The following is a 21,680-nucleotide window of genomic DNA, read 5'->3' on the forward strand; positions in this document are numbered from 1 at the left end:
GGCTGCTGTTTTCTTTTTTATCCATTACTGAGACTTTTTCCGGTTCTTGGCCGCCAATAGTCTGTTTAGCGCTTCGGCAGGCTGTGTTTGCTTCTCCTGTTTCTCTTTTGCCTGCTCGGTCTGGACTGCCGCTGGCTTCACCCGATTTCCAGACGTTCCTACCGGATGAATAAGGGGAGCAGATACGATTTTCGGGTCATCTGTCCGCTCTTCGCGTGTCCGTCTTGTTGCAGAGCGCTTCTCGCCGAGGCGAGACAATACTGCCTGTTGTTCAGAATCGGCAGACGTGGACTTGCGCAATCTCCATAGACTGGAAAGCCTTACCCACCATTGATCCGGCAACTGCAGACGACGAACGGCGATATCGATCGGCAACAGCAACGCCGCCAACATCAGTAACCACTCACTGATTGACTGTGTGTCCCATTTATCGGGAAGCGTGCCACCAAAAGCTTCTTCCGGCTTGATGATCTGATTCCCTCCACCAGCACTTAGCCACTCTTGAAGTCGCTTCTCACCATCGGCATGGATTCCGTATTCGGGTGAATAGGAAACGGTCAAGCCTGTCGTTTGGCTCGCCTTGACTTGGCCTCGATTTTTTTGTGAGATCTGAATCATGTACGTGCCCGGATCAGCTGTCTCGAATTCACCCTCCATGACACCTGGAGCAACCGGCTTAAGCTTGATGACCTCTCGCTTCATCTCTTGATTGAGAACGACTGCCTCCATCTCTTGAGGCATGCTTTTACCAGCTGGCATCGTAACCTTCACATTGCCTTTTGCGCCGTTCACGCTCGTGGTCGTCTTCCAAGCGCCTTCTGTAATTTGTGGGAAAGTCCATGCCACGATTTCGTTCCACAGACGGCTGTTTCCTCCCCAAGCCACCCAGTCCGGTGACCACTTCCCTTCCAGATCACTCGTCCAGGCGACAGAACGCCCCAGACCGTACTGCCAGCGGGAGAGAATCGGATCATCGTCAGCACTCATCAAGGATGATTCGGCTGTTTGCTTCGGTGTTGTCGCGATATACGCACGCACCGGAGGCAACGCTTGCTTCAGCGTCGGCCAAGCTCCCAAGCCTGTATAGCCTGGTACTTGAGGCTTCTCCACAATAAACGTGCGGCTGGCTAAGGCTGTTTCTTTACTGAAGATTTTCGGGATGGATTCGGCATCATTTGCAAAATAGTATCTGCCTTTTCCTAACTCGGCAATCATCTCCAGCAGCCTCCTATCTGAATCATCCCCCAGCGCCACTGTTGAAACAGTAATATTTTCAGCTGTCATTTGTTGTAGCAGACCCTCGTAATCGTCGTCGAGTGCAGACTGCCCATCTGTGAGCAAGATCACGTGCTTGCGCTGTGTGTTCATCGCCTTTACACGTTCGTAGCCCAGCTGTAAGGCAGGGAAAATATCGGTCCCGCCATCCGCTTGAATTCTGCTGATCTGCTGTTGGATTTCATCCAGCTTCGTGACAGATTGTGGAGCTACGACATCCCATGGTGTATCGTCAAATGCGATCACCCCGATGTAGTCCTGTGCATTCATCATGGTTGTCGCTCGTATCGCGGCTTCCCTAGCCAGTGCCATCTTATCCGCACCTCTGGCATCAGAGCTCATACTGCCCGACTTGTCGATGACCAGCTGAAGTCCGAGCGAAGGGAGCTGTTCCTTCCCTTTTAAATCCATGTGAACAGGCAATGCTTCTTCGACTGGTGTCTGGAACCAGCCACCCATACCGAAGCTATCTTTACCACCTGTCATGATCAAACCAATGCCTAAATCACGTACAGCAGTCCGGATGCGTTCCATATCCGCATCAGTCATGCTAGTTGCGGGCACATCTGCCAGTACAATGGAGGCAAATTGCTTGTAGCCCTCAAGCTCCTTTGGCAGAAGGGCGAGATCGCGTAGCTCTACCTTGATATTGCCTGCTTCCAGCGCTTGAATGAGGTTGCTGGCGGCACCTGGATGCCCTTCGGCTACGAGTACAACTGGTGCCCCGGCTACCTGCGTATAGGCTGTTGCCTGATTGTTCGCGGCTACGGTATCTTGTCGTGGCTCGATTTCCACACGATAGCGATGGAAACCCTGCTGCATCGCTTTTTGCGAAAAAACGAAGCGATTGTTGCCTTTGCCAATCTGTACCGTTTGCTGACCAGCCTCGCGATTGCCTTCATACAGGCGAAGGATAGCCTCGGTCGCTATCGTACTCTCCACATCAACGGTGATGCCGTATTCCTCTCCCGCATACAGTCTTTGCGGCACCTGTACAGATGTAAGGACGACCTCATCCCCGCTTGGTTGCTGCAAGGATACAGCCTCTACAGCGATTCCTCGCTCCCTCGCCAGTCTTGTCTGCCGTGCTGCATCTCCGCTTGTTTCCAGACCATCTGTTAGCAAAACGACTTTTCCTCTGGCATTAGTAGGGATCATGGCAGACGCCAATCGGATTCCTTCTGCCAAATTGGTTGCATTTCGGTTGACATCCACGCCCAAGGGCTGTACCTCTTCGCGTATCGTCATCGGTTGATCGACCGCCGCTTCTGCACCTATTGCAATGACAGCATACTTATCCGCTGCCTGCTTTTGACCGACCGCCTCCCGCAAAAAGGAAAGAACTCGCGGATCGTCCTTCATGGAAGCCGATCGATCTACAACAAACACAATCGTTTTCGCCTGAACAGGTGTCAGCAGCTGTGTCCCTGCCAACGCCAAAACCAGAAGGAGGAACAAAAGCGAACGAATAGTAACAATTGTTGCCTTTCTGCCGATTGGCATTTGCTTTTGATGTCGCCACCAGCTGATGATGACGTACGCAACAGGAAGCAATAGCAACAGGAATAGCGGCTGTATAAAGTTAATACCCACGCTGATACACCCTCCATTCCACCAATAGCACCAAGAGAACAAACGCTGCCAACCAATAGGTCAACTCCTTCGTTCCCAGTGCTCCTGTTGTGTCAGTCGCTGTTGCTTCCTCACTCTCCTTTTGCTCTTCGGTATTCTTCCGAGCAACGCTCAAAGACTTTGGTGTAATGTTCGATTCTGCCTCATTCATTTGGACAGGAAAATACGTACTTTTGGTGCCTGTATCTATCTCTTCGTCAAGGCGATACAATCCGGTCAACTCCGGTAGCTGCATCGTTTTGGACGTGGCGTCCTCCGTAAGAGACTGCTGATGTCCATTCGGATACGTCAAGGTACGTGCTGTCGCTCCCGGTGAGAGTGGGAGGCTCAAGACCTCTCCCGGATGTGCCATAGGGATTGGGGCTGTTTGACCAGGTGACAGCCAGTTGACGACATTTTGCATGAAAATCGGAAAAGCAGGACGCAGTGGGAAGTCCGATGCATGCAAATCAAATCCGATGATGACTACTCGTCGACCGTCTATGATCCCGGCTCTGACCAGATCGACATCGCCTGCGCGTACCAATGGCTTCATACCAGGCATCTCGTCCAATGCGTATCCTTTGGCGATGTGCACATCTCGCCAATCTACGTGCTTGAGCAGCGGGTCATCCGGGGAAACTGGCCTTGGCTGTTGATCCAGTTCTTTTTCTCCGGCAAGCGGCAACCATTCTGTTTTCTTGTTCGGAGCAATCAACAAAAGATTTCCTTTTGGTAGCTGGTCTGGCACGACTCCGTCAAAAACCCACAGGTCACGCGCATCAGCCGCAGCATCCGGGGCCTGCTGAATCGTTTCCACCTCAAGACTTCCGACTGTCTGCAATACTTGATGGAGGAAGCGATTCCCCTCTGGCGAATAGAACGCTGCTTTTCCCCTCCCGGCAGCGAATGGAACACTCCACATGACATTATCCTGGGAAAGTCCATCCTGCTCCGGTTCGATGACTGCACGATAGACGCTAGACACCGCCAGCTTCTGAAACGAAAATGTCTGGGAGCTGCCTGCCCCAATCGCAAAAGAATCGGTATCCAGCAACTTGTCTTGCTCATCAAAAACCGTGACTTTTCCTTTCGCAGGCATACTGCCGTGATTGTCCACCCGCAGCAGTCCCTCTACCCCTTTTTCCGTTGGTTGGGTCACAAAAACACCGATTGACGTATTCTCACGGGTGCTTCCCATCTGCATGAACTGAAAGCTCCCGGAAAAAGCAGGGACTGAGCCTCCATCCAGCTTGCGTTCCCCGCTTCCGTCCCCCATCCAAACCACTCCACTGCCTGGTTCATTCTCTGCAATGGCTCCTGCCAAAGACAAGGCTGCGATTTGATCGGATGTCCCGGAAAAAGGAGCAAGCTTTTCGATGGCTTGCAAGAGCGGCTCTTTATCTGCACTGTTGGAAACTAAAACATTTGGCTCACGTCCTGCCTCAATGAGGGTCATCGTCTGTCCGCTTCCCAGCTTCTCTACGAGAGCTTTTGCTTGTGAAACGGCTCGTTCCAGCCGCGTCTCGTTTCCTTCCTTTGCCATCATGCTCCCTGATGTATCCACTACCAAAATCGTATGGTCCGATGTGATTCCCTCAGTGGGCACGGCCGGTCGGATCAAAGCCAGCACGAGCAAGCAGGCAGCGAGCAGTTGCAGCAGCAGCAACAGGTTGCGCCGCAGCCTTTCCCATGGTTTCACCGCTTCCCAGTTTTGCAACGTGCGCTGCCACAGGAGTGTACTAGGTATGACACGATCCTCTACTTTTCGCTTGAGCAGGTAAAGGACGATGATGGCCGGGATTATCAGCGCAAACCACAAGTTGCCCAAACCCATCCACTGCATGTTGTCTCTCTCCTCTCTAGCGAATCAAGCCGGCCTGACGAAAGACATGGAAGACAATCGATTCTAGAGATTGTTCCGCCTCTACAGACACGAAGGCGATTCCTCTTCCATAAGCAAACGCGGACAGTTCTTGTTGATAATCTTGCAAGCTCTTGTGATACTCTTCCATCAAAAGGCTGGTCAAGGATGCTTCTTTTGCCTGCCCGGTCTCTGAATCGATCAACCGCAGCTCTCCCGCATACTCGGGCGCAAGCTCTTCTTTGGAAAGCACCTGAACCAGCGTAACCTCTTGTTTGGCCGCCTGCAAATAGGCGATGCCTTCCGTATAGCCTGACTCAAACAAAAAGTCCGACAGCACGATGGATGTGCCAGCTTTGCCCCTCACAGCCCCGGGCTGGCGCATTGCGGTTTGTATATCACCTGCTCCCCCTTCTTGCAGGGAAGATAGGAAGCTGAGTAAGCGATGCGCCTGGCTCTTTCCTTGCAGCCCGGTAAGTGCTGCCGTAATGCGGCTGTCAAATGCATAGACTGACACATGATCGAGGTGACACAGGGACAAATAGCCAAGAGCCGCGGCAATCTCGACAGCACGGGTCAGTTTGTTCGGTTGCCCGTAGCTCATCGAACGACTGCAATCGATATACAAGTTCACATGAAGCTCGGTCTCATCCAAGTACTTTTTCAAAAACAGCTTGCCTGAACGGGCATACGCATTCCAATCGAGCTGCCGCAAGTCATCGCCGGGAACATACGCCCGAAAGTCTGCGAACTCCATGGAACTGCCCAATTGTCTCGCCCTTCGCTTTCCTGCCTGGCTGCCGCTGACCGCTTTGCGACTAGCCATCTGCATTCGCTCCAGTCTGGCGAGCCATGACGGATCAAGCAGGTGTTGATTCATACCTTCTGTGTCCCCAGTTCGTCCAAAATATCCATAATGACGCGGTCTGGTCGGATTCCGTTTGCCTCTCCTTCAAAATTGAGGAAAATTCGGTGGCGCAACGCTGGCAAAGCAACTGCTGTCACGTCCTCGTACGCCAGATTGTATCGCCCAGCCAGTAATGCACGTACCTTTGCCAAGGAGACAATCGCCTGCACGCCACGCGGACCAGCACCGTTACGCACATATTTGTTCACCGAAGCAATGGCCAACTCCCCCGGATGCGTCGCTAAAAGCAGCTTCACGGCGTAATCCAGCACCGCATCGGCAACCAGCACTTCACGCGCTGCCTGCTGAATCTCAGCAATTTGCTCGGCTGAGGCCACTTTTTCCACGGTGATCACCTGACTCGTGGTCGTTTGCCGCACGATCATTTTCAGTTCTTCTTCCGTCGGATACGGCACGTCGATCTTCAATAAAAAGCGATCCATTTGCGCTTCTGGCAACGGGTATGTCCCTTCCTGCTCCAGTGGGTTCTGGGTCGCGAGAACGAAGAACGGCTCCGGCAGCGAACGAGTCACTCCTCCAGCTGAAACGGTTCGCTCCTGCATGGCCTCCAATAGGGCGCTTTGCGTCTTTGGCGTCGCCCGGTTGATTTCGTCAGCCAGCACGACGTGAGCGAAGATCGGCCCATGTTGGAATTGGAAGGACTGCTGTCCCTTCTCGTCGACCAACAGGATGTTCGTTCCCGTAATGTCTGTCGGCATCAGGTCCGGAGTGAACTGGATCCGCTGAAACGACAGCTCGAAGGCTTGGGACAGCGTCCGAACAAGCAGCGTTTTGCCCAATCCGGGTACGCCTTCCAAAAGCGCATGTCCTCCTGCAAACACGGCCCACAGAAGTTGCTCGACCACATCTTTTTGTCCTACCAATACCTTTCCAATTTCCTGCCTGACAAGCTCTACTCGCTGCAAGCAATCCTCAAGCGTTTGCTGCGCCATCGCTGTGTCTCCTTCCTGTTGTTGAATGATCTAAGGCTCTATTTTGCTGAAGTAATCCTTCACGATCTGTTGATAATCGCCGGGAATACTGCCTTTTTCCATACTCTCACGGGCAAATTGCTCATACTGACCGTAAACCTCCTCGTACGGCAACGTTCCACCGGAGGTAACTTGTGTGTTTCCGCTTTGCTGTGACTGGGAAGGTCCTGACCCGAGTGAGCCTCCGACCGTATCAACGGGTCCTTTGTCTCCACCTATGCGATCTGCCGGGATGGTAACGAGCTCGTGTTTGCCTTTTCCTAACCCGGAGCCACCGCCTTGACCGCTTCCATTTCCGCTTCCATTTCCGTTCCCATTGCCGTTCCCGTTGCCATTTCCGTTGCCATTGCCATTGCCGTTTCCATTCCCAGGCTGGTTTGCCGCGCTCGCCCCTTGATTCGGATTGGTACCTGCTCCCGGTGTCGCCGCTGATGGCTGATTGCCAGGTGACCCAGATGCTGGAGTCGCCTGTCCTTTTGCTGCCGTTCCTGCCGCAGATCCACTCGCCCCAGCATTTCCTGCTTGTGTGCCTGCACTGGCAAGCGTCATTTGCGACTGATTGAGCGAGGCCGCGGCATGTATAGCTGCGAGCATGGCTTGCTGAGATTGCTGGATGTCCGTCATGGCTTGCATCAAGCTGTTCTCGAGTGCCGTCATCGCTTGAGGCGCTTGCCCTTGGGCTGTTTGCTGGGCTGCCTCTGCCAGTTGTTTGGCGATATCCTCCAGCTCCTTCGAGTCGACAGACTCTGCCTCTTTTTTCAATTGCTCTGCTGCACTTGCGAGTTCACGGGCGATCTCTTCCCGCTCTTTTTGCGGCATGCTTTCCATGGCCTTTGCCATTTGTGCCAGAGCCTCGGTCATCGCTTGTCGATCTTTCGCTTCCATCGCACCAGCCAAGGCTTTTGTCCCTTCTTGATTACCCAAGCTGCGCTGGAGTGCCTGCAGCGCTTTTTCTTTGCGCTGCTCTGCATCTCTGACCTTCTCCAATTGTTTTTCCGCAGCGCGCAAGGCATTTTGACGTTCTGCCGGGTCGTCTGCTTTCGCCAAAGCCTTTTTTGCCTGCTCCAGCATTTCCTCCAGCTGCTTTTTCTGCGCGTCCGTTAAGTCTGTATTCTTTTTCACGTCCTGTTTGATTGCCTCTACTTCTTTCTCTACCTGCGCGATGGCTTTCTTCTCCTCTGCCATCTGGGCCAGTCGCAAGTCTTGAGGATTGGGCCAAAGAAACAGCACCAAGCACATCAATAGCAAGCTGCTTGTGACATACACCTTTCTTTGGATCTGCGACCAGATGCGGACACTCTCCACGATTTGCGGCAAATTTTTACGCAGATGCTGCAAGGCGTCTTCCCTCTGCATACCTGCTACCATCGACTGATTCTCTTGATTCTCCCATGCTGTGACGACTCGCTGGGCCAAACCATTACCGTCTGCCACTTGTGCACATTGGAGCCAGGTAGGGCGCATCCAAAGCGCGCGTGCCAGACCTGTGATGACAACAAGCACTGGCAGCACAACCGCGATCCAATGGTAAAACGGAATTGGCCAGATACGGGCAAGAAGGAGGAGGACCAGACTCGCCCCTATTCCCCACAAACCATAAACTGTTAGCTGCTGTATCCATACACGCAAGCCCAATTGCTTTCGAATGGGTGCAAGCAGTGACTTCAGCTCGTCGTTCGCTCTAGAGGTAAACATGGCTTATTGCTCCTCTTTTACTTTGCGAAATCTCGGTTTCACTGGCTGAATGAGATAAATGGAAAGTAACAGGCAGAACAGTGTAATGGACCCGAAAAACAGGCAGTAAACCGCGTACGGGTCCACATTCCCAATCCTGATCTGCGGCCCTTCTTCAAAAATGTTCAACATTGCAAACAATGGGTTAAAATTATGCATGAGATTGGGCCAGTCTGGCATAGTCGCGGATGGCATGTTACCGGACCGACGCTGGTACCGAATGAACTCTTTGATAATTTCCGCCAGTATGCTCGACCCGATCGCAGATCCGAACACCACGGCATAAGTGACAACCGTAGAGATACCAGTCCGTTTGATCAGCGTGGACATGAGCACACCAATGCTGCCGATACCGAACATCGTAATGATGTAAAAGCCAAACACCTTGATGACTTGTGCAGGTGAAATTCCCCCATACAAAAAGACGATGGCATAGAGCGGGATGGTCGCAATGACCAGAAAGGTCATGAAGCTGAGCGATGCCAGCCATTTGCCTAAAATCAATCGTGTGGCGCTGACATTCGTGGTCAACAGCACACTCAACGTCTGGCGTTCGCGTTCACCGGAAATCACACCTGCCGTCAGTCCCGGCACGACGAAGCCGATCATCCCGAGCTGAAACACAGACAGCATCATGAACAGCTCCCGTGTATCGTTCGGGTTGTAATAGCTGCCACCGTTTGTCATAAAGAAAATGATCGTGAGCGTCATTGCGCCCAAAACGAGCAAATATAACAGGATGATCCACGGTGACCGATTGGTTCGCATCCGCATTTTCCATTCATTGAACAAGACAGGGTTGTGAAATCGTCTCAAGTTGCTCATGAGCCCACCCCTTTCGTAATTTCCAGGAAGATTTCTTCCAAATCACCTACTGCCTCATTAAACGCGGCAACAGGATAGCCTGACACCGCAAGCTCCCGCAGCAGCTCAACCTGTTCTTCGTCATTGCCTGAAAAGCCTGCAACGACCCAGTTCCCTTCACGTGTCACCCTGGTAATGACGGGCATTTCACGCAGGCGCGTCATTGCTTCCTCAACCCGATCTAACAGGCGAATGCGCAATACCCGCTGTTCTTGCATTTTCGAGTAAATCTCATCGACTCGTCCAAAGGCAACCAGATTGCCTTCCTCCACAATCCCGATGACGTCGCACATCTCCGCCAGCTCAGGCAATATGTGCGAGCTAATGATAATCGTCTTGCCCATATCCCGCAGTTCCTTCAGAATCTCCCGCAGCTCGATGCGTGCACGCGGGTCCAAACCAGAAGCCGGTTCATCCAAAATGAGTACCTCCGGATTGTGAACCAGCGAGCGGGCCAGTCCGAGGCGCTGCTTCATTCCCCGCGACAATGAGTCAACGTAGGCATCCCGCTTGTGCGTGAGATTCACCAGCTCCAATAACTGCGGAATGATTTGTTTTCGTTCAGCTGCCGGAATATCGTAGTTCGCAGCGTAAAAATCAAGGTACTCTTCTGCTGTCAAATTGTCGTAGACACCAAAAAAGTCTGGCATGTAGCCGATCAGCTTGCGCACTTCCTTTGGATGCCTGGTCACTTCGTAGCCGCCTACGTATGCTTTCCCACTGGTCGGCTCCAATAAAGTCGCCAGAATGGACATTGTCGTCGATTTTCCTGCCCCGTTCGGACCGACGAAACCAAAAACGGTACCCTTTTCAATTTCGAGCGAAAGTCCTTTTAACGCTTCCATTTTGCCGTAGCGCTTGCGCAAATTTTGGATCTGGATCACTTCTTGCTCACCTTCCCTTCCACACTGACACTTGGAACCCCAATGTGGCGTTCGTCCTCAAACTGGTGGGCAAATTTGATGCGGACAATGCCGTCGCCCGAAACATAAGTAGTGGTCTTGTCTCTTGACATGACGTTGTTCATGAATGCTTTTTCAAATGGTTCGAAAGCTTTTGTCTTCCAGTTGTACACCTCTTTTTCAAAGGTCGTATTGTCCTCTGACCAGGTGTACAGATACAAATTGCTGATAGTAAGCTCCTGTCCTTCCTGATTCAGATTGATATCAAACGTAATATCCCCGGCAGGGAGTCGAAAACCATCGCCGTAATCATCTACCGGAACAGAGCTGCCCGACATCGTCACATCAAATGATCCCGTCGGATAATAAATGTGTCCGTCCTTGGATGGATTTACTTGCAGCGTCGAAGTGACCATCGCAATGCTGCTGTTCTCCGTATTTTCGTTTGGTACGACAGCCTCAACAACTTGCTCATCAGTCCAGCCCACGAGTTTTACCACTTCAGACGGACCGCTACGTCTGTCCAGCATGTCCAGCATTTCCACGATGAGTTGTTCACGCGTTTCTGTTTCATAGCCATTCGATTGCAGGTGCTGCGGCAGCGCATTCCCCATATTCATCCGATGTTTGTTCCGCCTTGCTTGATGTTGAGAGGCAAACGGCAAGTTCACTTCGATACTGCTGCCAGCCGCCAGCTGCGGAAACTCTTGTACCGTTATACCTGTCGAGATCGTCACATCTCGCAGCGAGTACTTCGTATGGTTCGTCACAGTTCCTTTTAGTGCGCCGTTCTCATACGACAGATTCGATTCTATTTTCCCTACGTCTGATAAGGTTTGCTCTGTCGCAACCTTGCGCATCGACCAGAATTCTACATCTCGGAAATCAATATGAGTCTGATCTGGCTGTATGGAAATCCACGTTTTCGGAACTTGATCGGTATAATTTCTTTCAATGACAGGCTGGGTCATGCCCTCTCCCTTTAAAGTCAAACGATAGTCGTCATTACTCGGTACGAATAATGCGGTAACACTCACCGTATTCGCCTGTCCGTTGTTTTGCAGCTCCACATAACCTACCTGGTGCAGCTTTACACCCACACCCCGCTGGATGGCACCAATCGAGAAGATTCCGATTCCCGCCAACACCGAAAGGGCAGGGACGATCACCCACATGTAGCTTTGCTTGCGGCCTCTCCGCAAAATATAGAAAAGAACTGGCCCGACAATCAGGGCATAAATTCCGAAAAATACTGCGAACCAGCCAACCTCCGGAATTTTCAAGGATGGGACGCGATCAGCAGCATCCCGAAGCGGCCATACGTCTTCGATCATGCTCCTATTTGAAGCATTGCTTAAAGAACCAAAAGCCTTTACTAATGTATCTGCCCAAAAGCGGCTGTTTCCTGCCCAGCTGGCTACTGGTTCCGCCGCCAAATCATAGGCGACGTACAATACTTTTCCGGCTCCCACGTTATGTACAGCCATCAGCGGAATATTTCCTTCGCTATACAGAACTTTCCCTGCCTTCAATGTCCCATTGCTTACAGTAAAGGGGGATGTCAGTGCAATCGGATTGGTCTTATCCACTTTTAAACTAGAAAGTGTCTGTACACTCGTCACTCCTGTCACTTCTACTGGTGACAAATCACTCAAAACGCCTCCGGATTTCTTGTACTGTGCTCCTCCAGCTAAAATCAGCATCCCGCCTGATTTTGTCCAATCCCGAATTGCTTTGATCTGCTGTTCATTCAATGAATCCAAAGCAAAATTGTTGATGACGAGCATATTCATCATCTGGAGCTGTGTACCTGTCACTGGCATATTGTCTGCCTTCATCGTCAATAGCTGGACAGGGTTATGATTAGAGCCTTTCGGCAGTACACCAAGGAAGTTAGCTGTATCGGGATTTTCTGCCAACACACCGATCATCAGCGTATCTTCGCTGTATGAACTGCCTGTTATTGGCGTTTGCGCGATCACTTTGTTATCTTGCATCAAGGCCACATAAGAACTACTTTGCAGCTCTGATCCAGGAACGATAATCGTTGCCTGCTTGGTCACTCCGCTTGCAATGGAAACCGGCTGATAATTGGCAACTGCGAAGCGACTGTCTACCCGTTCTCCAGTGGCGACAAAAAGCTCCCCTTCGATATCCGCCCCTCCATTTTTCACCGTGACGACAACGGGAACCATCCCCGTTTCCCTGTACTTCCCTTCAATTCCGACTGTTACTCCTAGCTGAATGTTTCCCTCTGCCAAGGCTGTCCTCGTTAATCCTAAAGGAACACCTGCTACTAACAGGAGGAACGCACAGAAGGCCAGGAGCCATCGCTTACACTGCGCCGTTTTCATTCATTCAAAACCTCCACGGACCATTCTTTTTTCTTCCTATCTTTTCTACTCATACAGTTATTGACGTTATTTCCAGACAAATAGCTACAATTTTTTTCAAAAATGAAGTCGATGGATCGACAAGGGCGAAAGGATTTTTAGACACCTGTTGGGAAATTATTCTCATAACATGGAAGTTGCCATCCCCAAGCAGGTAGGCTTAGTCGGACTCGTTTTTGGTGCACGAGCAGGGGTAATCACGATTCGGGCAGAAATCATGAATCAAGAGCAGTTTGGCTGGGGAATTTGTGTGAAGGCAAGACATAATGAAAAATAGAAAAAACGTCAGGATCATGCTCTGACGTTTTTTCGTATTCCTTCTATGACATGCCATACCCTACATCCTGAAGTCTCGCCGTATCAAACATATCGGCTATCGCCTGATGCACATGAGGCGGGTGCTCCGCCAGTCGATGACACAAGTACAAGTACCACTCTGTCCCATACGTGAGGTACAAGCGCACTTGAACTCCTTTTTCTCGCAAAGCATGAGCCAGCTCAGGGCGTACCCCGTATAACAGCTCGACCTCTACATTCGGTCGATGCAAATAGTCTCGACCGTCTAGCTCGTCCACAATCGTTTGGTCGTGCGTGGCGAGTGAGCATTCACGCCCAGCTCGTACACACATATCAGCCAGCTCCAGGTATCGTTCGTTCAACTCCACTGAACGCCCCAATGCGATTTCCTGAGGTTCCTTGAATGCGCCTTTAACCAAACGAATTTTCCCTGGGAGTCCGAGCACCCGTTTCACATCATCCAGCGAGCGGTGCAAATGTGCTTGAATCGTAATGCCCACATTTTCATGTCGCTGTGCCAAGCGCTCATACATGCTAATGATCGCCTCTGTTTTCGCCGATTCCTCCATGCTGATCATCAAATAGTGGCCGTTATGTCTCGCCCGCTCCGCCAACTCTTCTACGTGGGTAAACGCCTGCTCTTTATCCAGTAACAAGCCGAGATGGGACAGATCAAAGGATATTCCGACTGGTTTATGTAGTTGGGAGCAATCCGCAGTTAGCGCCAGAAATTCCCGCTGCGCTTCATGTACAATCTGCGAATCCAGCGTATTTTCACCAATGTGTTCCATTGATAGACGGTAGCCCAATTTTTCCAAGCGTTGGGCTATTTTTATTGCATCCGCTCGCGTTTCGCCTGTCACATAACGTTTCGCAGCAGTCAAAAGCAACGGATATAGCAAGGGCGATGTTCTGACCGCTTCCTTGATTCGTTCATCACGGGCGATTGTACGCAAAATGTCTGCCGTTCTTCTCTCTTCTGGTGTCATCCTTCTCTCTCCTTTGGCAATGGCAACCTCTTCTCTTCTATCACCCTACCATGGTACGCTTGTATGGATTAGGTCCAGTTTCCCACAATTTCGAGAGGACCAGTTGCGAAAGGAGGCTCACACGGCTTGCTCTGGATAACCATTGACCGAGAGAAACCGATTCCGTTAATCAGACAAATTTATTCTGAATTGCGCACAAAGATTTTGAGCGGAGAGCTTACAGCCGGCTTCAAGCTTCCATCTACCCGAAAAGTAGCAAGCGAACTGCACCTCTCTCGCAATGTGGTACTAGAGGCGTACGAGCAGCTACTGGCCGAGGGCTACATCGAGAGCAGACGTGGCTCCGGGTATTTCATTGCCTCGGGCATTTATTTGGAACAGCACGCCCGGATGACAGAAGCTGGGGCTGGGTTGCCGAAAGTGGATCAGCATTTCAACGAAGCCGAGAGCAAGCTAATCGATTTTCGTTCTGGTGTTCCTGCTCTGGAGCACTTTCCTCGCAACCTCTGGGGCAAAACTGTCCAACGAGTCTGTCAGGAAGCACCGCTGTCAGTCTTTGGCTATAATCGTCCCGAGGGACGTACGGAGTTGCGCACGATTTTGTGTCGCTATTTGTATCGAACGCGCGGCGTGCAATGCGACCCCGAGCAAATCATTATGACATCCGGGGCTACTCAGGCGCTCACCCTGATTGCCAATGTGCTTCTTCGTCCTGATAGTCACGTAGTCATCGAGGACCCGATCACGCACGATATCCAGAGTATATTCACCAGGACAGGCGCTCGTTTACTGCCTGTTCCGACAGATGGCTACGGGATGGATATGGAACAGCTACCGTCATTATCTGCCCATCGCCCTCGCTTCGTATTTGTCACGCCTTCCCATCAGTTCCCGCTCGGCGGCACCATGCCCATCCAGCGAAGACTTCAACTCATTCGTTATGCACGGGAAGCTGACTGCTACATTGTCGAGGATGATTACGACAGCGAGTTTCGTTACGAGACTGCTCCTATCAGCTCCATTCAGGGACTTGCCTCGGAGCGTGTTATCTACATCGGTTCCTTTAGCAAAATCCTTTCTCCCGGACTGCGCCAGGGATACCTCGTCCTTCCAAAAGCATTGGTAGCTTCCTATCAACAGGCAAAATGGCTATCCGATTTGCATGCCCCTTCGATTGATCAGCTTGCCCTCGGGATTTTTATCGAGGAGGGGCATTTAGAGAAATACGTGAATCGCGTAAAAAAGCTGTACAAAAAACGCCGTCAATGCTTGATTGATGCTCTTAAACTGGCTTTTGGTGATGGTATTCGCATTTGGGGGGAGGCCGCTGGACTGCACATCGTAGCAGCTTTTCCCACGGTTCACTTCACACCTGACGTCCTGGCTGCGCTGGAGCAAGCCGGAGTGCGTGTCTACCCGGTCGAGGAACACGCCATTGTCAAAGGCAATCATACGGATAAAATCATTCTCGGATACGGCAATACCAATGAGGCACAGATCGAAGAAGGGGTCGAGAGAATCAGGGCTGTTTTAACGAGAATGCTTGCATCTCTTGATTCACCATGATTTCCACCCTCTTTCCCTAAAAGAAGAGCCAAATCTCTCGAATCCCTCTCAAGATTTGGCTCTCGTTCTACTACTTATCTGTTAGCGAAAGCGTCCGCAGCAGCCAGGAGGGCACCAACGACAGTGATCCGGGCATCTCCGTCTGTGGTCAAACTCCCAACTCCGGTAAGGTCTCTGCCATTCTCCTCCACGATCCCATCCTGGTGGCCGATCCCGATCTCTTTGCCAAGGGTAATAAGAAGAATGTCCTTCCCGCGAAGAGTACGAGGATTGCCATTGAGAGCTTTGAAAGTTCACGCAACCGCCTTCTTTCCTCTTATTTTTGCTGACTATATGTGTATATGCACGGTGACATTCATCCGCATAGACTACTGACCGTTATCCAAATAAAAGGGTATCTACCTACCTCCTCTATCTATCGTCATCTACCTATTTTCTTATCGGACAAGCACCAAAAAACCGGTATTCCTACGAACAGGAATGACCGGCTTTTGACTACTCTACTAGGCTCTTATGATTTCGTCCACAGCTCTCTGCGAGAAGTGGTTACAGATGTCGCACCTGCAAGAATAGCGCGATCGACATCTTCCATTGTACGAATAAAGCCTCCAGCGATAACCGGAATCTTGGTTCGTACAGTGATTTCTTCGATCAGATGGGGAATGATTCCTGGCAAAACCTCGACGTAATCCGGCTTGGTTCTCTCCAGCTGGGTAAGGCTGCTATCTAATGCCATCGTATCAATGAGAAAAAGTCGTTGGATCGAAATGAGTCCTTTTTTCTTGGCGGCAAGGACGGCACTGTTCCGTGTGGTGATGATTCCTTCGGGCTGTGCTTCTTGCGCAAGAAACTCCATCGCATATTCATCAGACTTCAAGCCGTCTATGAGATCAGCATGGATCAGCAGTTTTTTCCCGAACGCTCTGGCCCGTTTCCCCAGTGGCTTTACTTGCGCTACATGAGCATTCAGCAAAATAATGCGCTCGTAGCTGCTTTCCATGAGTTCATCAAATTCCTTTAATGTCCGGGCTGCAGGAAGTATGACTTGATTGATCTGGTTTGCCAATCACGAATCACCCCTATTGAAATGTTTTCGCAAGATGATATTCCTCTTCAAACGCTTTTATTTCATGTTCTTTTCTCTCATCCGACCATTGCAGCTCATGAGCGAGCTCTTCTCCCACCATTCGATACATAGGCTCCAGTGTATCCCTCTCGAAGAATAGTCTGCCACTGCGACGAATGAGAAAATCGCTCAAGGTCATGACCATTTCTTCTTCTACAGCGTAGCGCAGTTCTGCTTTCAACAGTGCTTCAATTGGAGACACATTTTGAGCATTTTGTGTCAAAATCTCCTGGCACATGGTTACGATTTGCTCACTGTTGCTTCCATATTTTCCAACCAGAACGCGGATTTGTTCCTCGGTGATTCCCCATTGGCGAAGTCGCTCTGCCTGTGCTTTCACAAATACAGGAATCTTGGCCGCGGATTCAAATTTTCCGCCAGCGAGAACGATTTTGTCTGTCTGGCAAGCTTTAAATGCTCTGCCTTCTTCTTCAGTCAACTGCTTGGCCACCACATCGACAATGCGCTCGGCCATCTTGCGGAAGCCCGTCAATTTTCCACCTGCGATTGTAATCAGCCCACTCTTGGAATAAAAAATCTCGTCCTTGCGTGACAATTCGGATGGAGACTTGCCATCTTCGTGGATCAGCGGTCTGAGTCCTGCCCAGCTGGAGCTGACATCCTCTTCCGTCAGCTTCACAGAAGGGAACATCTCATTCGCGGCATTCAACACATACTCCATGTCTTCTCTCGTCACCGTTGGCCGCTCCAGCACACCTTTGTAATTCGTGTCAGTAGTACCGATATACGTACTGTTATTGCGCGGAATGGCAAACAGCATGCGCCCGTCGGATACATCGAAATAAACGGCCTGCTTCAATGGAAGTCTGTTATATGGCACCACCAGATGGACACCTTTTGTCAGGTGGAGGCGCTTGCCGTACAGGGAGTGGTCTTTTTCTCGTAGCTGATCCACCCAAGGTCCTGCTGCGTTGACGATTTTTTTGGCATGGAGGGAGTACTCCGCACCCGTGAGCAAATCCTTCGCGTTAATCCCGATAACTTTGCCGTTTTCATAAATAAAGCCAGTGGCTTCGGTGTAGTTCACGCAGAGTGCTCCGCGCGAGCTTGCTGTTTTCATGACCTCAACGGTGAGCCTAGCATCATCTGTCCGGTATTCGAAATAGAGCCCGCCGCCCTTGAGAATATCTCGGCGCAATAGCGGTTCTGCCTCCACGGTTTTCTGTTTGTTCAGCATGATGCGTCGTTCTTTTCTTTCGACTCCAGCCAGCACATCGTACACATACAAACCAACAGAGGTTGCCAGTTTGCCATAGGTGCCATTTTTCACGATGGGCAAAATCATTTTTTCCGGGATGACGATATGTGGCGCATTGCGATACAAAATAGCTCGCTCCCGGCCTACTTCCCGCACCAGCTGCACATCGCCCTGCTTCAAATAGCGCAATCCTCCATGAACGAGCTTGGTAGAGCGACTGCTAGTGCCCGCAGCGAAGTCCTGTTTTTCTACGAGTCCAACGCTAAGACCTCTCGCGGCTGCGTCGAGGGCAATACCTGCTCCCGTCACCCCACCGCCAATTACCAAAAGATCGAGCTGTTTGTTTGCCATTTTATCCAGACAAGCCTGGCGTTGACTTGATGATAGTGCATGTTGATCGTTCATCGTTCTTCTCATCCTTTCTAAAAGAAAAAGACAGCCAATATCCAAAAGAAGCAATGCAATGTCATTGCTCTTCTGATACTGGCTGTCTCCGTAGTCTCCACAGCATGATTAACTTATCTTTAACTTTAGACCTCTTTTACGCAAAAATCAATGCCTAATCTTGTAACCCATCGTTGCCGTAACCGCTTGCTTCCAACCTGCGTACAGCCTCTGGCGCACTTCCTCCGCCATATCTGGTGAGAAGGAGCGCTCCACCACTTTATTATTCACAATATCTTCCTTGCTACCCCAATACCCGACAGCAAGCCCTGCCAGGTAAGCTGCTCCCAGTGCGGTCGTTTCATTGACACGTGGACGCTCTACCTCTGTATTCAGGATATCGGACTGGAACTGCATCAAAAAGTTATTCGCCACGGCACCACCGTCTACCGCCAGCTTTTGCAGCCGGATGCCGGAATCAGCCTCCATCGCTTCAAGCACATCCCGTGTCTGATAAGCCAAAGACTCCAGCGCTGCCCGAATCAAATGATCTTCGGTCGTTCCACGGGTCAAGCCAAAGATCGCCCCTCTCGCTTCCATATCCCAATACGGCGCTCCCAAGCCAACAAAGGCTGGAACCATATAGACACCATCTGTGCTGTCAACAGCGATTGCGTGTTTTTCTGAATCCGAGGATTTTTCGATCAGCTTGAGTCCGTCACGCAGCCATTGAATCGCCGCACCAGCCACAAAAATACTGCCTTCCAGGGCGTATTCTACCTTGCCATCCACGCCCCAAGCAATGGTTGTCAACAGCCCGTTTTTAGATGCAACTGCCTTTTCTCCGGTATTCATCAGCATGAAGCAACCTGTTCCGTATGTGTTTTTTGCCTGCCCTTCCGCAAAGCACGCCTGCCCAAACAAAGCGGCCTGCTGGTCTCCGGCAATCCCGGCAATCGGAATCTGGAATTCGAAGAGCTTCTCGTCTGTGTAGCCGTACATTTCGCTGGAAGGACGGACAGCTGGCAGCATGCTTTTCGGAATTTGCAGCATGTTCAACAGCTCGTCGTCCCACTCCAGGGAATGAATATTAAACATCAACGTGCGCGAAGCATTGGAATAGTCGGTCACATGCACAAGACCATTGGTCAGCTTCCAAATCAGCCACGTATCAATGGTTCCAAACAAGAGGTCGCCTCTCTCGGCTCGCTCCCGTGCTCCCTCCACATGATCGAGCAGCCATTTTACCTTTGTGCCAGAAAAGTAAGCGTCAATCAACAATCCTGTCTTTTCACGAACGGTTTGCTCATAGCCTTGCTCTTTCAACTGGTTGCAAATATCGATGGACTGTCTGCTTTGCCATACAATCGCATGGTGGATTGGCTTTCCTGTGTGCTTATCCCATACCACAGTTGTTTCCCGCTGATTGGTAATCCCGATTCCTGCGATTTCTTCCGGTTTCACATGATTCTCCAGTAAAACCGCTTTCAAAACTTCCAGCTGTGATTCCCAGATTTCCTCGGCATTGTGCTCCACCCAACCCGGCTTCGGATAGATTTGTGTGAATTCCTTCTGGGCAACTCCGATAATGGCACCTGATTTATCGAATAAAATAGCGCGAGAGCTCGTGGTTCCTTGATCGAGAGAAAGCATATATTTATTTTCCATGATAACTGTTCCTCCTTCACTCATTTGGAATCGCCTTCATTCTTACCTTTATGTCTAGGAACGCGCACTTTCGGATGCGATTCGCTCCTTGCTGCCGATTGATTTTTTGGTTGTCATGCCGACCGCGATGGCAATCACCATAAAAGCCGCTAATGCTATTACACCTGTCAGCGAATGGTCTGTAAACGTCCATTTGTAAAAAAATGCTCCACTTACAGCTCCAATGACAGGTCCAACAACAGGAATCCATGCGTAGCGCCAGTTGGACTTTCCTTTACCGTGGATGGGCAAGAGAGCATGGGCGAGGCGAGGGCCAAGGTCACGGGCTGGATTGATCGCATAGCCGGTAGTACCACCAAGAGACAAACCGATTGCGACAATCAGGAAGCCAACGATAAACGGATTGAGTCCTTCTGCAAATTTATTCGCTCCGATCGCCAGTAGACCGAGCACTAAGAAAAACGTACCTAAAATTTCGCTGAAGAGATTGGCGACTGTATGAGGAATCGCGGGACCTGTTGCAAATACCCCCAATTTGGCTCCTGCATCATTCGTCTCACGCCAATGCGGGTAATAAAAGATCCAGACAAACGTCGCACCCATAAATGCCCCAATCAGTTGAGCCGCTATATAGCCCGGCACATGCTCCCACGGAAATTGTCCGATGCTGGCCAGTGCAATGGTAAGTGCTGGATTCAAATGCGCTCCGCTAATGCTTCCTACTGCATACGCTCCGCACGCAACTGCCAGTCCCCAGCCCAGCGTAATCACAATCCAACCGCCGTTTTGGGAATACGCCTTTTTCAAGTTCTGTCCGGCGCAAACACCTGCCCCCAAAATGATCAAGATCATTGTCCCGATCAATTCCCCTACATAAATAGACATGCCCCATCCTCCCCCTTTTCGGAAAAATTGTAAAACAACTCCCGTAAAGCGCTTACAATTTGCCAACTCCTTTGTGGTTTGACTGGCAAGAAAATAAAAAAGCTAATACTCGCAACACAAGAGCAAATGCCCTCATTTTGCAAATATTAGCTGATCTCCCAATCTCCACAGCACTATTAACTTAAGACTTACTATATAGCCATGGCTCAAAATTTGTCAAGAATCCCTTTCCTTCACTTTTGCCAGTTCTCGCATCAAGCCCGGCAAAAAGAATAACGGGTAAATCAGCAGGTACAGGTTCGGAATCCACCAGGACCAATCAAAATCTGCCTTGAACGCCCAAAAAGCGATTGCCTGCAAACCCGAGCAGGACGTCAAAACAAGTGACAGCATGGCGAGTGGCTTCCAAATGTGCCGTACTCTGCGATAGGCGTACAGACTGGCAAAGCCCGTGATGGAAATGAAGATATCCAATGGGAAAAAGGACAGGTTCCATGCGAGCAAATGGGGGTTGTAGTAATCCTGATACAGATATTCCACGGGGAGAAGCTCCAAAAATGTAATGAGCCAGTATGCGACAAAAGCCACATCGGTGACCCAAAAGAACACGAGCATGGTCCTCACATTTTTCTCACTCATTTGGCCTCAGCTACCCCTGTATCTTTGGAAGGTTGCGCATGAGAAGTGTCTCCCAGATTCAACAGTACACAACCCACGATGATCAGTCCGACAGCAATTACTTTTTTGACAGTGAAGGCATCCTTAAAGATCACCACACCAATGACCGCGATGATTGCTGTGCCAAGACCCGACCAGATAGCATAGGCAGTCCCGACCTCCATTTCCTTGAGCGCCAGGCTCAGCGACGAGAAGCACAAAATATAAAAGATAAACATCATCACACTGGGGACAGGCTTGCTCAGGCCGTCAGACAGCTTCATGGATGTTGTTCCAGCCACCTCTAGTAAAATCGCCATTAATAGATAGACCCAACTCATTATGTT

At 50.6% G+C, this 21,680-nt stretch carries 17 protein-coding genes; 2 read left to right on the plus strand and 15 right to left on the minus strand.

The genetic code is table 11. The features are described 5' to 3' along the window. Nucleotides 1-24: 24 nt before the first annotated feature. Genes HPY31_RS15055 through HPY31_RS15090 form a run of 8 tightly spaced genes read right to left on the minus strand, consistent with a single transcriptional unit; the run spans nt 25 to nt 12,503 of the window. Complete coding sequence (locus HPY31_RS15055) at nt 25-2,868, minus strand: VWA domain-containing protein (RefSeq protein WP_172141364.1); 2,844 nt, start codon at nt 2,866-2,868, stop codon at nt 25-27. After that, nucleotides 2,858-4,732, minus strand: a complete 1,875-nt coding sequence (locus HPY31_RS15060) for a vWA domain-containing protein (protein ID WP_172141365.1) — start codon at nt 4,730-4,732, stop codon at nt 2,858-2,860. The genes HPY31_RS15055 and HPY31_RS15060 overlap by 11 nt, the downstream gene beginning before the upstream one ends. Nucleotides 4,733-4,748: 16 nt before the next feature. Continuing rightward, the gene (locus HPY31_RS15065) at nt 4,749-5,630 is read right to left on the minus strand and encodes a DUF58 domain-containing protein (RefSeq protein ID WP_172141366.1); all 882 of its coding nucleotides are present in this window, start codon (nt 5,628-5,630) and stop codon (nt 4,749-4,751) included. Next, complete coding sequence (locus HPY31_RS15070; protein ID WP_172141367.1) at nt 5,627-6,610, minus strand: AAA family ATPase; 984 nt, start codon at nt 6,608-6,610, stop codon at nt 5,627-5,629. The genes HPY31_RS15065 and HPY31_RS15070 overlap by 4 nt, the downstream gene beginning before the upstream one ends. A 30-nt stretch (nt 6,611-6,640) precedes the next feature. Continuing rightward, nucleotides 6,641-8,344 carry a hypothetical protein gene (locus HPY31_RS15075; protein WP_172141368.1) on the minus strand — a complete coding sequence of 568 codons (1,704 nt, stop codon included), beginning with the start codon at nt 8,342-8,344 and terminating at the stop codon, nt 6,641-6,643. Nucleotides 8,345-8,347: 3 nt separating this feature from the next. Beyond that, nucleotides 8,348-9,208, minus strand: a complete 861-nt coding sequence (locus HPY31_RS15080; protein ID WP_172141369.1) for an ABC transporter permease — start codon at nt 9,206-9,208, stop codon at nt 8,348-8,350. Beyond that, nucleotides 9,205-10,131: an ABC transporter ATP-binding protein gene (locus tag HPY31_RS15085; protein ID WP_172141370.1), complete on the minus strand. Its 927-nt coding sequence runs from the start codon at nt 10,129-10,131 to the stop codon at nt 9,205-9,207. The genes HPY31_RS15080 and HPY31_RS15085 overlap by 4 nt, the downstream gene beginning before the upstream one ends. After that, on the minus strand, nt 10,128-12,503 hold the full coding sequence (locus HPY31_RS15090) for a DUF7408 domain-containing protein (RefSeq protein WP_172141371.1): 2,376 nt from the start codon (nt 12,501-12,503) through the stop codon (nt 10,128-10,130). Before HPY31_RS15090 ends, HPY31_RS15085 begins: the two co-directional genes overlap by 4 nt. A 148-nt stretch (nt 12,504-12,651) precedes the next feature. Between HPY31_RS15090 and HPY31_RS15095 the strand changes: the two genes are divergently transcribed. After that, complete coding sequence (locus HPY31_RS15095) at nt 12,652-12,819, plus strand: hypothetical protein (protein ID WP_172141372.1); 168 nt, start codon at nt 12,652-12,654, stop codon at nt 12,817-12,819. 43 nt (nt 12,820-12,862) lie between these two features. Here the strand turns inward: HPY31_RS15095 and HPY31_RS15100 are convergent, their stop codons facing one another. After that, nucleotides 12,863-13,828 (minus strand): proline dehydrogenase family protein, encoded by a 966-nt coding sequence (locus HPY31_RS15100; protein WP_172141373.1) that lies wholly within the window; start codon nt 13,826-13,828, stop codon nt 12,863-12,865. Between the two features lie 126 nt (nt 13,829-13,954). Here HPY31_RS15100 and pdxR point away from each other — a divergent pair, with 126 nt between their 5' ends. Next, nucleotides 13,955-15,394: a MocR-like pyridoxine biosynthesis transcription factor PdxR gene (pdxR, locus tag HPY31_RS15105; protein WP_172141374.1), complete on the plus strand. Its 1,440-nt coding sequence runs from the start codon at nt 13,955-13,957 to the stop codon at nt 15,392-15,394. Nucleotides 15,395-15,905: 511 nt separating this feature from the next. Here pdxR and HPY31_RS15110 read toward each other — a convergent pair. The 6 genes from HPY31_RS15110 to HPY31_RS15135 all read right to left on the minus strand — a co-directional run bounded on the left by HPY31_RS15110 (nt 15,906) and on the right by HPY31_RS15135 (nt 21,674). Next, complete coding sequence (locus HPY31_RS15110) at nt 15,906-16,460, minus strand: glycerol-3-phosphate responsive antiterminator (protein ID WP_016741431.1); 555 nt, start codon at nt 16,458-16,460, stop codon at nt 15,906-15,908. A gap of 13 nt (nt 16,461-16,473) precedes the next feature. Continuing rightward, complete coding sequence (locus HPY31_RS15115) at nt 16,474-18,144, minus strand: glycerol-3-phosphate dehydrogenase/oxidase (RefSeq protein WP_172141375.1); 1,671 nt, start codon at nt 18,142-18,144, stop codon at nt 16,474-16,476. A 147-nt stretch (nt 18,145-18,291) separates the two neighbouring features. Beyond that, the gene (gene glpK, locus HPY31_RS15120; RefSeq protein WP_172141376.1) at nt 18,292-19,791 is read right to left on the minus strand and encodes a glycerol kinase GlpK; all 1,500 of its coding nucleotides are present in this window, start codon (nt 19,789-19,791) and stop codon (nt 18,292-18,294) included. A 54-nt stretch (nt 19,792-19,845) separates the two neighbouring features. Further along, the gene (locus tag HPY31_RS15125) at nt 19,846-20,676 is read right to left on the minus strand and encodes an MIP/aquaporin family protein (protein WP_172141377.1); all 831 of its coding nucleotides are present in this window, start codon (nt 20,674-20,676) and stop codon (nt 19,846-19,848) included. Between the two features lie 216 nt (nt 20,677-20,892). Then, nucleotides 20,893-21,315, minus strand: a complete 423-nt coding sequence (locus HPY31_RS15130) for a YvaD family protein (protein WP_172141378.1) — start codon at nt 21,313-21,315, stop codon at nt 20,893-20,895. Further along, nucleotides 21,312-21,674 (minus strand): DMT family transporter, encoded by a 363-nt coding sequence (locus HPY31_RS15135; RefSeq protein WP_015893270.1) that lies wholly within the window; start codon nt 21,672-21,674, stop codon nt 21,312-21,314. Before HPY31_RS15135 ends, HPY31_RS15130 begins: the two co-directional genes overlap by 4 nt. Nucleotides 21,675-21,680 lie beyond the last annotated feature (6 nt).

It is taken from the genome of Brevibacillus sp. HB1.3, assembly GCF_013186635.1.
GTDB lineage: Bacteria > Bacillota > Bacilli > Brevibacillales > Brevibacillaceae > Brevibacillus > Brevibacillus brevis_D.